Origin of the sequence: Pseudomonas sp. 43mfcvi1.1 (assembly GCF_900115935.1) — a bacterium.
Lineage (GTDB): Bacteria > Pseudomonadota > Gammaproteobacteria > Pseudomonadales > Pseudomonadaceae > Aquipseudomonas > Aquipseudomonas bijieensis.
The window spans coordinates 397619-412009 of record NZ_UETT01000001.1; the positions used below are offsets into that span (position 1 = coordinate 397619).

At 60.3% G+C, this 14391-nt stretch carries 9 protein-coding genes; 7 read left to right on the forward strand and 2 right to left on the reverse strand.

The features are described from left to right. Positions 1–60 precede the first annotated feature (60 nt). On the forward strand, positions 61–1839 hold the full coding sequence (locus DTP52_RS01795; RefSeq protein ID WP_162893807.1) for an ABC transporter transmembrane domain-containing protein: 1779 nt from the start codon (positions 61–63) through the stop codon (positions 1837–1839). Positions 1840–2077: 238 nt separating this feature from the next. On the opposite strand, the gene DTP52_RS01800 is transcribed toward DTP52_RS01795, so the two are convergent. Then, positions 2078–4006 carry a transglycosylase SLT domain-containing protein gene (locus DTP52_RS01800; RefSeq protein ID WP_109751573.1) on the reverse strand — a complete coding sequence of 643 codons (1929 nt, stop codon included), beginning with the start codon at positions 4004–4006 and terminating at the stop codon, positions 2078–2080. Between the two features lie 214 nt (positions 4007–4220). On the opposite strand from DTP52_RS01800, the gene DTP52_RS01805 reads away from it, so the two are divergent. After that, complete coding sequence (locus tag DTP52_RS01805; protein ID WP_109751574.1) at positions 4221–6140, forward strand: ATP-binding cassette domain-containing protein; 1920 nt, start codon at positions 4221–4223, stop codon at positions 6138–6140. Between the two features lie 196 nt (positions 6141–6336). Here the strand turns inward: DTP52_RS01805 and DTP52_RS01810 are convergent, their stop codons facing one another. Continuing rightward, positions 6337–6777, reverse strand: coding sequence for a universal stress protein (locus DTP52_RS01810; RefSeq protein ID WP_109751575.1), 441 nt, complete (start codon positions 6775–6777; stop codon positions 6337–6339). 101 nt (positions 6778–6878) lie between these two features. Here DTP52_RS01810 and DTP52_RS01815 point away from each other — a divergent pair, with 101 nt between their 5' ends. The 5 genes from DTP52_RS01815 to topA all read left to right on the forward strand — a co-directional run bounded on the left by DTP52_RS01815 (position 6879) and on the right by topA (position 14232). Continuing rightward, entirely contained in the window at positions 6879–7316 is a 438-nt protein-coding gene (locus tag DTP52_RS01815) for a hypothetical protein (protein WP_109751576.1), read from the forward strand. A gap of 488 nt (positions 7317–7804) precedes the next feature. Next, complete coding sequence (gene fadB / locus DTP52_RS01820) at positions 7805–9952, forward strand: fatty acid oxidation complex subunit alpha FadB (protein WP_109751577.1); 2148 nt, start codon at positions 7805–7807, stop codon at positions 9950–9952. Positions 9953–9982: 30 nt separating this feature from the next. Then, complete coding sequence (fadA, locus tag DTP52_RS01825) at positions 9983–11158, forward strand: acetyl-CoA C-acyltransferase FadA (RefSeq protein WP_024618393.1); 1176 nt, start codon at positions 9983–9985, stop codon at positions 11156–11158. A 109-nt stretch (positions 11159–11267) separates the two neighbouring features. Beyond that, positions 11268–11504 (forward strand): DUF1653 domain-containing protein, encoded by a 237-nt coding sequence (locus tag DTP52_RS01830; RefSeq protein WP_025212748.1) that lies wholly within the window; start codon positions 11268–11270, stop codon positions 11502–11504. A gap of 115 nt (positions 11505–11619) precedes the next feature. Continuing rightward, positions 11620–14232: a type I DNA topoisomerase gene (gene topA, locus DTP52_RS01835; RefSeq protein WP_109751578.1), complete on the forward strand. Its 2613-nt coding sequence runs from the start codon at positions 11620–11622 to the stop codon at positions 14230–14232. Positions 14233–14391 lie beyond the last annotated feature (159 nt).

Here is a 14391-nt window from a genome sequence, read left to right on the forward strand (position 1 = left end):
CAAATAGGTTCCGCTGCGCTTTGGCGTCGCTGGCCGGCCTTTTCCCTGCTGCATTAACGGATGCTCTTGATGCTTTCTTCCCGACATCGCCGTGCCATACGCCTGGCCAGCGGCTTCATCGCCCCCTATCGCAAACAGGTCGCCGGCGCTTTGCTGGCCCTGATTGTCACCGCCGGTATTACCTTGTCCATGGGCCAAGGTATCCGCTTGCTGGTGGACCAGGGCTTCATGACCCGTTCACCACACCTGCTCAATCAATCCATCGGCCTGTTCATGGTGCTGGTGGTTGGGTTGGCGATCGGTACGTTTTCGCGTTTTTACCTGGTGTCCTGGATCGGCGAGCGGGTGGTGGCCGATATCCGGCGGCAGGTCTTCAACCATCTGGTGTACTTGCACCCGGGGTTCTACGAAAACAACCGCAGTTCGGAAATCCAGTCGCGGTTGACCGCCGATACGACCTTGCTGCAATCGGTGATCGGTTCGTCGCTGTCGTTGTTTTTGCGCAACGCCTTGATGGTGGTTGGCGGCATCGTGCTGCTGTTCATCACCAATCCCAAGTTGACCAGCATTGTGGTGATTGCCCTGCCGCTGGTCTTGGCGCCGATCCTGGTATTTGGTCGCCGGGTGCGCAGTTTGTCGCGCCAGAGCCAGGACCGCATTGCCGACGTAGGCAGCTACGTTTCCGAAACCCTCGGCCAGATCAAGACCGTGCAGGCCTATAACCACCAGGTCCAGGACGAGCAGCGATTCTCCGTGACGGTGGAGCAGGCCTTCGATACCGCTCGCAAACGCATCGCCCAGCGGGCCTGGCTGATCACCCTGGTGATCGTGCTGGTGCTGGGCGCGGTGGGGGTGATGCTCTGGGTCGGCGGCATGGATGTGATCGCCGGACGGATTTCCGGCGGTGAGCTGGCGGCATTCGTGTTCTACAGCCTGATCGTCGGCAGCGCCTTCGGTACCCTGAGTGAAGTGATCGGCGAGCTGCAACGGGCGGCGGGTGCGGCTGAGCGTATTGCCGAGTTGCTGCGTTCGGAAAACATCATCCAGCCGCCGGCTTCAGGCCTGGTGACCTTGCCGGCGCGGGTCCGCGGCGATTTGCGCCTCGAAGGCGTGCGTTTTTCCTATCCGTCCCGGCCGGACAGTTACGCGGTCGACGGTCTCGACCTGAGTATCAAGGCCGGTGAGACCCTGGCCCTGGTCGGGCCTTCCGGTGCGGGCAAGTCGACGGTCTACGATTTGCTGCTGCGTTTCTATGATCCGGTGCAAGGGCAGATCCTGATCGACGATGTGCCATTGACTCGACTCGATCCACTGGACCTGCGCCGCCACTTCGCCCTGGTTTCACAAAACCCGGCACTGTTCTTCGGCACGGTCGAAGAGAACATCCGCTATGGCAACCCGCAGGCGTCGTCGGAGCAGGTGCGCGAGGCCGCGCAGATCGCCTACGCCCACGACTTCATCGAAAAAATGCCCGACGGCTACCAGACTCACCTGGGTGACGGTGGCCTCGGGCTATCCGGCGGCCAGCGTCAACGCCTGGCCATCGCCCGGGCCTTGCTGGTGGACGCGCCGATCCTGCTGCTGGACGAAGCCACCAGCGCCCTCGATGCGCAAAGCGAACACCTGATCCAGCAAGCCTTGCCCAGCCTGATGAAAAACCGTACGACGTTGGTGATCGCCCACCGCCTGGCCACGGTGAAAAACGCCGATCGGATTGCGGTGATGGACCAGGGCAAGGTGGTTGCCGTGGGCACTCACCAGGAACTTGTCGCCAGCAATGCGCTGTATGCGCGGTTGGCGGCGTTGCAGTTCAATCAGCAGAGTGATGCGGTTCAGTGAGTCTGATGTTGAGATCCTGACGAGTCGAAACCAATGTGGGAGCGAGCCTGCTCGCGATAGCGTCAGATCAGTGACAATGATGTCGACTGTTACACCGCTATCGCGAGCAGGCTCGCTCCCACAGGGTCCAGCACCCGGCCAAGTAACCGACAAAAAATGCCCGTATCTTTCGAAACGGGCATTTTTTTGTTTTTCAGGAACAGCTTGCCGCTTGAAGCTCAACGCTTGCCGCTAACCCTCACTGATCATCGAAATACCGCTCATGCCAATCCACCAGCGGTTGCGGCGAGTTGAGTTTCTGGCCGTAGATCACCGAGTACGACAACACGTTCTGCACGTATTGGCGGGTTTCGTCGAACGGGATGCTTTCGACCCAGACGTCGAAACTCAAGTGGTCGGCGCCGCGCAGCCACTGGCGCACGCGACCGGGGCCGGCGTTGTAGGCCGCCGAGGCCAGGACGCGGTTGCCGTTGAACTGGCTGTGAACCTGGCTCAGGTAGGCCGCGCCCAACTGGATGTTCTTGTCCGGGTTCAACACTTGTTGGGGGGAGGCCAGGGGAATGCTGAACTTGCGCGCGGTTTCCTTGGCGGTGCCTGGCATCAATTGCATCAGGCCGGCGGCGCCGACGCTGGAGCGGGCATCATCCATGAACGCACTTTCCTGCCGGGTAATGGCGAACGCCCAGCTTGGATGCAAGCCACGGATCTTGGCTTCGCGCACCAGGGTGTCGCGGTGGGCCATCGGGAAGCGGATGTCCAGGTCGTCCCAGTACTTGGCCTGGCTGATGGTGCGAATGGCCGGGAAATACCATTTCAGGTCGTAGGCCAGCTTCGCCTGGGCGACCATCTCGTCCCGGTTGAAATGCCGGCTGACGTGATACCACTCGCGGCGTCCGTCGACAATCTCTCCGCGGGCATGGAACTCCAGCGCCCGACGCACGCCGGGGGTGTTGCGCACCTTATTGATCAATGCCTGGCTCATCACCAGCGGCTTGTTCACCAACGAATACGGCGACTGGGAACGGTCGGCGGCCAGGAAACCATAGAAGTCCCGCTCACGGGCCAGGTGCTTGTAGAGCGTCAGGGCCTCGGGGTTCTGCGGCTGCGCCAACTCCAGGGTGCGGGCTTGCCAGTACCGCCAGCGGTTGGTGCTGGCCAGCGACTCGGGCAGGCGGCGGGTCAATTGGTACGCATCGTCCCAACGGGCCAGGCGCAGCAGCAGGCGCAGGCGCCACTCCGAAACGGTGTCGTCGCGCAGTTCCGGGTCGTATTTCGTCATCACGTCCAGGGCCCGACCGTCGAAGCGCTTGGCCAGGGTCAGGCCGATCTCCCGGGCAATCGCGACTTTTTCATCCCGGGAAAAATGCATGGTGCTGGCGTAGCCATCCAACAGCGCCATGGCTTTTTCCGGGTCCTGGCGGGCCAGGCGACGCAGGCCAAGGCTGACGATGTCGGACATCGGTTCATCGGCCGGGCTAAAGCGCGAGGGCTGGTTGAGCAACTCGGGCTTTTGCGCCACGTCCACCAGCAACTTGCCACGGGGGGCGAGGGTGGTCAGGCCGCTGACCAGGCTGTTGGCCAGGGGATAATTGCGCGCCTGGGCGGCCAGTTTTGTCCGCTCCCAACGTTTCTGTTCGGTCAACTGACCTTGGCCGGCCCACAGGCCGAACAACGCATCGCAGGTTTGGGGCAGGGATTTGCCGGTGAGCCACAACTTCTCGGTGTTGGCGTAGCCCTCGGCCTTCAGCCCATGGGTGAGCTGGTACTGGGCGTTGAGGCAGTCCAGTTCGGTGAAATTGAGCTTGGGGTCGTAGTACTTGACGAAGGTTTCCCAGTCGCCGCGTTCGGTCAGCCAGCGCAACCAGCGCAGCTTCATCCAGTTGGCCTGGGGCAGGTCGCCATGCTCGGCGAGGAATTTCTCGATCTCGGCGTTGCTGGCGCTCTTGAGGCGAGCGGTCAATTCGTCATAGGCAAGATAGGGCTCCAGCGGATAATCGCGCAGGGCCTGGCTGTAGCGAAAATAGGGGCCGGAATCACCCTTGGCCAAGGCGCGCTTGGCTTCGTCGTAATACTGGCGCTGGGTGGAAATATCCACCGCCTGAGCGGTTTGAAAGGCAGTGGCACAGATGAAAAGACAAGATAAAGCACTGAAAAGGCGACTGCGCATGATACGTCCGGGCAGAAAAAAACATGACAAGCCCAAGGGTTAACCCAGGGTAACTGCCTGTAGCTTAGCCTTTTGCCAGCAGCCGGCGAAAGCTTTGCGGGGCTGTCGGCGCAAGTTCGCAACATTTGTTGTGCAGAGTGCTTCAGTGGCGAAATTGGCGGACCCTTGAGGGCTCATCTCAGGTAGAATGCGCGCCCAGTTTTTGGAGAAGCTCATGACCCTGCTCAAATTCAGCGATGTGTCCCTTGCTTTCGGCGCTATGCCGTTGTTGGACAAGGTGTCCTGGCAGATCGCCCGTGGTGAGCGGGTGTGCATCATCGGCCGCAACGGCACTGGCAAGTCCAGCATGATGAAGCTGGTCAAGGGCGATCAGAAGCCCGACGACGGCTCGGTCTGGCGCGCGCCAGGCCTGAAAATCGGCGAATTGCCCCAGGAACTGCCGGTGGCCGACGAGCGGACCGTGTTCGACGTGGTTGCCGAAGGCCTGGACGGTGTCGGCGCGCTGCTGGCCGAGTATCACCACCTGAGCCAGAACATCGTCACCGATGCCGACCTGGACAAGTTGATGCACGTGCAGCACGACCTCGAAGCCCGCGATGGCTGGCGCCTGCAGCAGCTGGTCGACAGCACCCTGAGCCGCCTGCAATTGCCGGCCGACAAGACCCTCGCCGAGTTGTCCGGCGGTTGGCGTCGTCGCGTCCTGCTGGCCCAGGCCCTGGTGTCCGAGCCGGACCTGCTGCTGCTCGACGAGCCGACCAACCACCTGGACATTGGCGCCATCGCCTGGCTTGAAGAGGCCCTGAAAGACTTCCAGGGGGCGGTGCTGTTCATCACCCACGACCGGTCCTTCCTGCAAAACCTGGCGACCCGCATCCTCGAGCTGGATCGCGGCGGGCTGATCGACTGGAACGGCGACTACGCCAGTTTCCTGGTGCACAAGGAAGCGGTACTGGCGGCGGAAGAGACCGCCAACGCGCTGTTCGACAAGCGTCTGGCCCAGGAAGAAGTCTGGATCCGCCAGGGCATCAAGGCCCGTCGCACCCGCAACGAAGGCCGTGTACGGGCCCTCAAGGCCTTGCGCGTGGAGCGCAGCGAACGACGCGAACGCACTGGCAAGGCCAATATCCAGCTGGAAACGGCTGACAAGTCTGGCAAGCAGGTGATGGTGCTGGAGAACGTCAGCTTCGCCCATCCAGGCGGTCCGTTCCTGGTCAAGGACTTCTCCATGGTCCTGCAACGTGGCGACCGCATCGGCCTGCTGGGCGCCAACGGCACCGGCAAGACCACCTTGCTCAAACTGATGCTCGGTGGCCTGGTACCGACCAGTGGCAAGGTGGAAGAGGGCACGAAGATCGACGTCGCCTACTTCGACCAGTTGCGCCATCAGTTGGACCTGGAGAAGACCGTGATCGACAACGTGGCCGAAGGTCGCGATTTCATCGATATCGACGGCCAGAGCCGCCACGTGCTGAGCTACCTCGGCGATTTCCTGTTCAGCCCCCAGCGGGCCCGCACGCCGGTCAAGGCGCTCTCCGGTGGTGAGCGCGCCCGTCTGTTGCTGGCCAAGTTGTTCAGTAAGCCGGCGAACCTGCTGGTGCTCGACGAACCGACCAACGACCTGGACGTGGAAACCCTCGAGTTGCTGGAAGAGGTGCTGCTGACCTTCAACGGCACTGTGCTGATGGTCAGTCACGACCGGGCATTCCTCGACAACGTGGTTACCAGCACCCTGGTATTCGAAGGCGAAGGCCTGGTTCGCGAATACGTGGGTGGTTATCAGGATTGGCTGCGCCAGGGCGGCTCGCCGCGTCTTTTGGGCGTGACCGAAAGCAAGTCCGGCAAGGCCGACCTGAATTCGGCCGTGGTCAAGGCTGAGCCAGCCCCGGTTACCGCCGCAGCGGCCCCGGCTCCGGCGAAGAAAAAGCTCAGCTACAAGCTGCAGCGTGAACTGGAAGCCTTGCCGGGTGATATTGACGCGAAGGAACAGCAGATCGCAGCGGTAGAAGCCGAAATGGCCGACACCGGGTTCTACCAGCGACCTGCCGCCGAAACCGCCAAGGTGATCGCGCATCTGGAGCAATTGCAGGCCGAGCTGGACGCGCTGGTCGAGCGTTGGGCTGAACTGGACGCTTGATCCATCGTTGAGAAAAATCCCGGCGTTCAGCAATGGACGCCGGGATTTTTACTTGAAACGCTATTCCCCTGTAGGGGTGAGCCAGTGGGAGCAAAGCTTGCTCGCGATGAACGATAACGCGGTCATTCGACAGGCTGGGATGCCTTCATCGCGAGCAAGCTTTGCTCCCACAGGCTCGCTCCCACAGGGTATGGGGTTATGTGCGCTTGACCAGGTGCACCGCCAACACATCGCAAGGCGCCCCATGCAGTACGTCGTTGGCGGTCGAGCCTAGCAACAGTGCCAGGCCGTGGCGGCCATGACTGCCGACGACGATCAGGTCGCAACCCTGTTCCTTGGCCAGGTGATGGATTTCCTGGCGTGGCTGGCCGTAGGTCAGGTGGCTGAACTCCTTCTTCAGGGCCGGGTATTTCACGATCAGTCGGTCAAGGCGTTCCTTGGCCTGGTCGAATTGCTGCTGCTGCAACTGGGAAAGGTCCATCGGTACATCGCCGCCGAAGGCCATGGCCATCGGTTCGACGATGTGCACCAGTGACAGCTGGGTGTCTCGGCCTTCGCAAAGGGCGAGGGCGCGCTTGACGACCGGATCGCATTCTTCAGTGAGGTCAACGGCGACCAGGATGTGGTTGTAGTACATGGAAAGCACTCCAGAGAATTGCGATACGGTAAGTATGGCTGGTTTCAAGCGCATTGACGCGACCTGGGTCAATGGGCTCATCAGAATCGGGGAGTACGAATATGACGGTCTGGATAGTGCTGTCAATCCTGTTGGTGGTGTTAAGTCCACTGGCATGGTTGCGTCCGTCCCGTGTCCAGAGCGGGCGCATGGCCTTGCGCATGGAAGCACGACGCCTGGGCCTGGCCATGCAACTGGCGCCGCAGGAGTGGCCGCACTGGCTGGGCCAGCAGCCGCCCAACCCCTGCGCCCAGTACCACCGGCCTCGGCGAGGCAGCCAACCAGCCTGTTGGAGCTACTGGCAAACTGCGCCGGGCGTCTGGGTCAATCAGTGGCGGGAAGTCTGCCTGGATGAATCTCTGCTCAATCATTTCGAAAAATTGCCGGCCAACGTCTACAAGGTCGAAGCCGACCGACAAATGATTGCCTTGTACTGGGGCGAGAAGGGCGAAGCCAGTGTGTTGCTGGCCATTGCCGATGTGCTCAAGGCATTGGCCTGAGACATAAAAAAGCCCGACAGTCTCATCGGGCGGGTTGGCCAGGCAGGCCGGTAATCAAGCTGTGCCAGGGCGTGCGTTCGTAACGCCCTTCATTCCTGAATTTTCAATCGCGCACCCGACAGCGTAGTCGGTTGGATCCGTTATGTGTGGAATTAGGGCGATTTTTCTAATTATTGATTCTATGAATAGCTGCTCATGCGGGGCCGTGTTGCGGATCCGTACGGTACGGAAATGACCGTAAAGTCGCGTTCATGCCTGTGTTTAGGGCGATTGACAATTGTCGGAAATTCCGTGAAGGTGACGTACCCAAATCAAACGGGCGTATGAATTGAGCGTTTGTATTTTCAGAATGCTCCTACAGACCCCGACTATCGCGTTGACGGGTGTGCCTGGCGGATTGGCGTAGCATCGACGGTAAACGTCAATGCCATACCTGCGGTCAGCGTTCAACGTGTACTGTTCAGCTTCCATATCGTGGAGATCAGTTGATGATTTACGAAGGTAAAGCCATCACGGTTAAGGCTCTTGAAAGTGGCATCGTCGAACTGAAATTCGACCTCAAGGGTGAGTCCGTCAACAAGTTCAACCGTCTAACCCTGAATGAACTGCGTCAGGCCGTGGACACTATCAAGGCAGATGCTTCGATCAAGGGTGTGATCGTCAGCAGCGGCAAGGACGTATTCATCGTCGGTGCCGACATCACCGAATTCGTCGACAACTTCAAGCTGCCCGATGCCGAACTGATCGCTGGCAACCTCGAAGCCAACCGTATTTTCAGCGACTTCGAAGACCTCAACGTACCGACCGTCGTGGCCATCAACGGCATCGCCCTGGGTGGCGGCCTGGAAATGTGCCTGGCGGCGGATTACCGCGTCATGTCCACCACGGCCAAGATCGGCCTGCCGGAAGTCAAACTGGGCATTTACCCGGGCTTCGGCGGAACCGTGCGCCTGCCGCGCCTGATCGGTGCCGACAACGCCATCGAATGGATTGCCGCGGGCAAGGAAAACCGTGCTGAAGACGCGCTGAAAGTCGGCGCCGTGGATGCCGTGGTCGAACCTGGCAAGCTTCAGGAAGCAGCCCTTGAAACCGTCAAGCGCGCTATCAGCGGCGAGTTCGACTACAAGGCCAAGCGTCAGCCGAAGCTGGAGAAGCTCAAGCTCAACGCCATCGAACAAATGATGGCCTTCGAAACCGCCAAGGGTTTCGTGGCCGGTCAGGCAGGCCCGAACTACCCGGCACCAGTCGAAGCGATCAAGACCATCCAGAAAGCCGCGAGCTTCGGTCGCGACAAGGCCCTGGAAGTCGAGGCCGCAGGCTTCGTCAAACTGGCCAAGACCTCGGCTGCGCAAAGCCTGATCGGTCTGTTCCTCAATGACCAGGAACTGAAGAAAAAGGCCAAGGCCTACGACGAAATCGCCAGTGATGTGAAGCAGGCTGCCGTGCTCGGCGCCGGCATCATGGGTGGCGGTATCGCCTACCAGTCGGCGTCCAAGGGCACGCCGATCCTGATGAAGGACATCAACGAACACGGGATCGAGCAGGGCCTGGCCGAAGCCGCCAAGCTGCTGGTCGGCCGCGTCGACAAAGGTCGCATGACCGCTGCGAAGATGGCCGAAGTGCTCAATGGCATTCGTCCGACCCTGTCATATGGCGATTTCGGCCATGTCGACCTGGTGGTCGAAGCCGTTGTCGAGAACCCGAAGGTCAAGCAAGCGGTACTGGCCGAAGTCGAAGACAAGGTCAAGGAGGACACTATCCTTGCCTCGAACACCTCGACCATTTCCATTTCGCTGCTGGCCAAGGCCCTCAAGCGTCCGGAAAACTTCGTCGGCATGCACTTCTTCAACCCGGTGCACATGATGCCGCTGGTGGAAGTGATCCGTGGCGAGAAGTCCAGCGAACATGCGATTGCCACCACCGTCGCCTACGCGAAGAAAATGGGCAAGAACCCGATCGTCGTCAACGACTGCCCGGGCTTTCTGGTCAACCGTGTGCTATTCCCGTACTTCGGCGGTTTCGCCAAGCTGGTCAGCGCCGGTGTGGACTTCGTGCGCATCGACAAGATCATGGAAAAATTCGGCTGGCCGATGGGCCCGGCGTACCTGATGGACGTGGTCGGCATCGACACCGGCCACCACGGTCGCGACGTCATGGCTGAAGGCTTCCCGGATCGCATGAAGGACGACCGCCGTTCGGCCGTCGACGTGCTCTACGAGGCCAAGCGCCTGGGCCAGAAGAACGGCAAGGGCTTCTACGCCTACGAGACCGACAAGCGCGGCAAGCAGAAGAAAGTCGCCGACTCGTCGGTACTGGAAGTGCTCAAGCCGATCGTCTACGAGCAGCGCGAAGTCACCGACGAGGACATCATCAACTGGATGATGATCCCGCTGTGCCTCGAAACCGTGCGTTGCCTGGAAGACGGCATTGTCGAAACCGCCGCCGAAGCCGACATGGGTCTGGTCTACGGTATCGGTTTCCCTCCATTCCGTGGCGGTGCGCTGCGCTACATCGATTCGATCGGTGTGGCCGAGTTCGTTGCCCTGGCTGACCAGTACGCTGATCTGGGCGCGCTGTACCACCCGACTGCGAAGCTGCGTGAAATGGCCAAGAACGGCCAGAGCTTCTTCGGTTAAGCGCCCAACGACTAGAGCGAGAGAACATTTATGAGCTTGAATCCTAGAGACGTCGTGATTGTCGACTTCGGTCGTACGCCGATGGGCCGCTCCAAGGGCGGCATGCACCGCAACACCCGCGCCGAAGACATGTCGGCGCACCTGATCAGCAAGCTGCTGGAGCGCAACGTCAAGGTCGACCCCAACGAAGTCGAAGACGTGATCTGGGGCTGTGTGAACCAGACCCTGGAGCAGGGCTGGAACATCGCCCGCATGGCCTCGCTGATGACCCAGATCCCTCACACGGCGGCCGGCCAGACTGTCAGCCGCCTGTGCGGTTCGTCCATGAGTGCGTTGCACACCGCCGCCCAGGCGATCATGACTGGCAACGGTGACGTGTTCGTCGTCGGCGGGGTCGAGCACATGGGCCACGTGAGCATGATGCATGGTGTCGACCCGAACCCACACATGTCGCTGTACGCGGCAAAAGCTTCGGGCATGATGGGCCTGACCGCGGAAATGCTTGGCAAGATGCACGGCATCACCCGCGAGCAGCAGGACGCCTTTGGCGTGCGCTCCCACCAGCTCGCCCACAAGGCGACCGTGGAAGGCAAGTTCAAGGATGAGATCATCCCGATGCAGGGCTACGACGAGAACGGTTTCCTGAAACTGTTCGACTACGACGAAACCATTCGTCCGGAAACCACCCTGGAAAGCCTGGCGGCCCTCAAGCCGGCATTCAATCCAAAGGGCGGCACCGTGACAGCCGGTACTTCGTCGCAGATCACCGACGGTGCCTCGTGCATGATCGTGATGTCGGCCCAGCGCGCCCAGGACCTGGGTATCCAGCCGATGGCGGTGATTCGTTCGATGGCCGTGGCGGGTGTGGATCCGGCGATCATGGGCTATGGTCCAGTACCGGCCACGCAGAAAGCCTTGAAGCGTGCAGGCCTGGGTATTGCTGATATCGACTTCTTCGAGCTCAACGAAGCTTTCGCCGCACAGGCCCTGCCAGTGCTGAAAGATTTGAAAGTGCTCGACAAGATGAACGAGAAGGTTAACCTGCACGGCGGCGCGATCGCCCTGGGTCACCCGTTCGGTTGCTCCGGTGCGCGTATCTCCGGCACGCTGCTCAACGTCATGAAGCAGAATGGCGGCACCTTTGGTGTGTCCACCATGTGCATTGGCCTCGGCCAGGGCATCGCCACTGTCTTCGAACGCGTCTAAGCGTTGCGTCGATGGAAGCCGGGGCCAAGTGCCCCGGTTTTTGTTTTTCCGGGTTTAGTAAAAAAGATTTTTGTTTTTATTTTGAAAAGATTTCAGTGAGGGCCAAAGCATGCCGATACAACCTGGGCTCTACCAACATTATAAAGGTCCGCAGTACCGCGTATTCAGCATTGCGCGGCATTCCGAGACCGAGGAAGAAGTGGTCTTCTATCAAGCCCTGTATGGCGATTACGGCTTTTGGGTACGTCCCTTGAGCATGTTCCAGGAGTCCGTCGAGGTTGACGGCGAACAGGTGCCACGCTTTGCTTTGGTGCAGGCCGAGGAGAGCATTTTTTCCAAGCCTTGAGGCCGGTATGCGGGCAACCCTGCGCTTGACCTCACCTTGCAGCCACTATATATAGCGGTGCCGCGTCAGGCGCCAACCGCCTTTCACTTTTTAGAATTCAGGAATTTTCTGATCCATGGGCAAATCGCTGGTCATTGTGGAATCCCCGGCTAAGGCCAAGACCATCAACAAGTATCTGGGCAACCAATACGTGGTGAAGTCGAGTATCGGCCATATCCGAGACCTGCCCACCAGCGGTTCGGCTAGCGCCAGCAAGGAGCCAGCCGCCAAGCGCGGCAAGGCTGCTGCCGGTGAAGCGCCGGCGCTGTCGCCGAAAGACAAGGCGCGCAAGCAGCTGGTCTCACGCATGGGGGTCGATCCGGAACATGGCTGGAAAGCCAAGTACGAGATCCTCCCAGGCAAGGAAAAGGTCATCGAAGAGCTGCGTCGGCTCGCCAAGGATGCTGACACCATCTATCTCGCAACGGACTTGGACCGCGAAGGGGAAGCCATTGCCTGGCACCTGCGCGAAGCCATCGGTGGGGACGACAGCCGCTACAAGCGCGTGGTGTTCAACGAAATCACCAAGAAAGCCATCCAGGAAGCCTTCTCTCAGCCGGGCGAGCTGGATATCGATCGGGTCAACGCCCAGCAGGCGCGTCGTTTCCTCGATCGCGTGGTGGGCTACATGGTCTCGCCACTGTTGTGGGCCAAGATCGCCCGCGGGCTGTCTGCCGGTCGTGTGCAGTCGGTCGCGGTGAAGCTGGTGGTGGAGCGCGAGCGGGAGATCCGCGCGTTTATCCCTGAAGAATACTGGGAAGTCCACGCCGACCTTGGCACTGCCAAGGGCGCTACCGTGCGTTTCGAGGTGGCCCGCGAGAAGGGTGAGGCCTTCAAGCCGCTCAACGAAGCCCAGGCCATGGCTGCGCTGGAGAAGCTCAAGGCTTCCAGCTACAGCATCGTCAAGCGCGAGGACAAGCCGACCAGCAGCAAACCGTCGGCGCCGTTCATCACTTCCACGCTGCAACAGGCTGCGAGCAACCGCCTGGGTTTTGGCGTGAAGAAAACCATGATGATGGCCCAGCGTCTATATGAAGCCGGCTACATCACTTATATGCGTACCGACTCGACCAACCTCTCGGCCGATGCCGTGGCGATGGCGCGCACTTATATAGAAAGCGAGTTCGGCAAGAAATACCTGCCGGACACGCCGAACGTCTACAGCAGCAAGGAAGGCGCACAAGAGGCTCACGAAGCGATTCGTCCGTCCGATGCCAATACCGAGCCAAGCAAGCTGTCGGGCATGGAGCGCGACGCCGAGCGTCTCTACGAGTTGATCTGGCGCCAATTCCTGGCCTGCCAGATGCTGCCGGCGCAATACCTGTCGACTACCGTCAGCGTCGGTGCTGGCGACTTCGAGCTGCGCGCCAAGGGCCGCATCTTGAAGTTCGACGGCTACACCCGCGTCATGCCGCAAATCACCAAGCCCGGGGATGACGACGTCCTGCCGGACATGGCCCAGGGTGACGTGATGAAGCTGATCAAGCTTGATCCGACCCAGCACTTCACCAAGCCACCGGCTCGTTATTCGGAAGCCAGCCTGGTCAAGGAAATGGAAAAACGCGGCATCGGTCGTCCTTCGACCTACGCGGCGATCATTTCCACCATCCAGGATCGCGGCTATGTAGCGCTGCACAACCGTCGTTTCTATTCGGAAAAGATGGGCGACATTGTTACCGAACGTTTGTCCGAGAGCTTCTCGAACCTGATGGACTACGGTTTCACCGCCGGCATGGAAGAGAACCTCGACGATGTGGCCCAGGGCGAGCGGGACTGGAAAAACGTCCTCGACGAGTTCTACGGCGACTTCAAGAAAAAACTCGAAGTGGCTGAAAGCGCCGATAATGGCATGCGGGCCAATCAGCCGGTCATGACCGACATTCCGTGCCTGACCTGCGGGCGTCCGATGCAAATTCGCACGGCATCGACAGGTGTCTTCCTCGGTTGCTCGGGCTACAGCCTGCCACCCAAGGAGCGCTGCAAGGCGACGGTCAACCTGGTACCGGGCGACGAAATCGCCGCGGACGACGAGGGCGAGTCGGAATCCCTGGTGCTGCGCGGCAAGCATCGCTGCCCGATCTGCAGTACGGCAATGGATGCCTACTTGCTGGATGAAAAGCGCAAGCTGCACATCTGCGGTAACAACCCGGACTGTGCCGGCTACGAGATTGAAGAGGGCACCTATCGCATCAAGGGCTACGAAGGTCCGAGTCTGGAATGCGACAAGTGTGGCAGTGAGATGCAGCTCAAGACCGGTCGTTTCGGCAAGTTCTTCGGGTGCACCAATCCGACCTGCAAGAACACCCGCAAACTGCTCAAGAGCGGTGACGCGGCGCCGCCGAAGATGGACCCGGTGAAGATGCCTGAACTCAAGTGCGAGAAGGTCAATGACACCTACATCCTGCGCGACGGCGCCTCCGGCCTGTTCCTGGCGGCCAGCCAGTTCCCGAAAAACCGTGAGACCCGTGCACCGTTGGTAATGGAGATCGTGCCGCACAAGGACGAGATCGATCCGAAGTACCATTTTCTTTGTGACGCGCCGCAGAAGGATCCGGAAGGGCGTCCAGCGGTCATTCGCTACAGCCGCAAGACCAAGGAACAGTATGTGCAGACTGAAGTCGACGGCAAGCCGACCGGTTGGAAAGCCTACTACGACGGCGGTAAGTGGACGGTTGAAGACAAGCGCTGATCGCTGGCGCTTGCCTGAGTTAGGGGGCTCCCCGTGGCGAGGCAGCTTGCTCTCGCTGGGCGACGTAGCCGTCCCTATAGCCTGAACTGAGCAAAAGGCCGCATGACAACCCGTAGGTTTTCATGCGGCCTTCTTGTTTTTGGCTTGCAGTGGCCTCGG

Coding starts and splice junctions, on each gene's coding strand:
- DTP52_RS01795 (WP_162893807.1), top strand. CDS start 61: ATGCTCTTGATGCTTTCTTCCCGACATCGCCGTGCCATACGCCTGGCC.
- DTP52_RS01800 (WP_109751573.1), bottom strand. CDS start 4,006: ATGCGCAGTCGCCTTTTCAGTGCTTTATCTTGTCTTTTCATCTGTGCC.
- DTP52_RS01805 (WP_109751574.1), top strand. CDS start 4,221: ATGACCCTGCTCAAATTCAGCGATGTGTCCCTTGCTTTCGGCGCTATG.
- DTP52_RS01810 (WP_109751575.1), bottom strand. CDS start 6,777: ATGTACTACAACCACATCCTGGTCGCCGTTGACCTCACTGAAGAATGC.
- DTP52_RS01815 (WP_109751576.1), top strand. CDS start 6,879: ATGACGGTCTGGATAGTGCTGTCAATCCTGTTGGTGGTGTTAAGTCCA.
- fadB (WP_109751577.1), top strand. CDS start 7,805: ATGATTTACGAAGGTAAAGCCATCACGGTTAAGGCTCTTGAAAGTGGC.
- fadA (WP_024618393.1), top strand. CDS start 9,983: ATGAGCTTGAATCCTAGAGACGTCGTGATTGTCGACTTCGGTCGTACG.
- DTP52_RS01830 (WP_025212748.1), top strand. CDS start 11,268: ATGCCGATACAACCTGGGCTCTACCAACATTATAAAGGTCCGCAGTAC.
- topA (WP_109751578.1), top strand. CDS start 11,620: ATGGGCAAATCGCTGGTCATTGTGGAATCCCCGGCTAAGGCCAAGACC.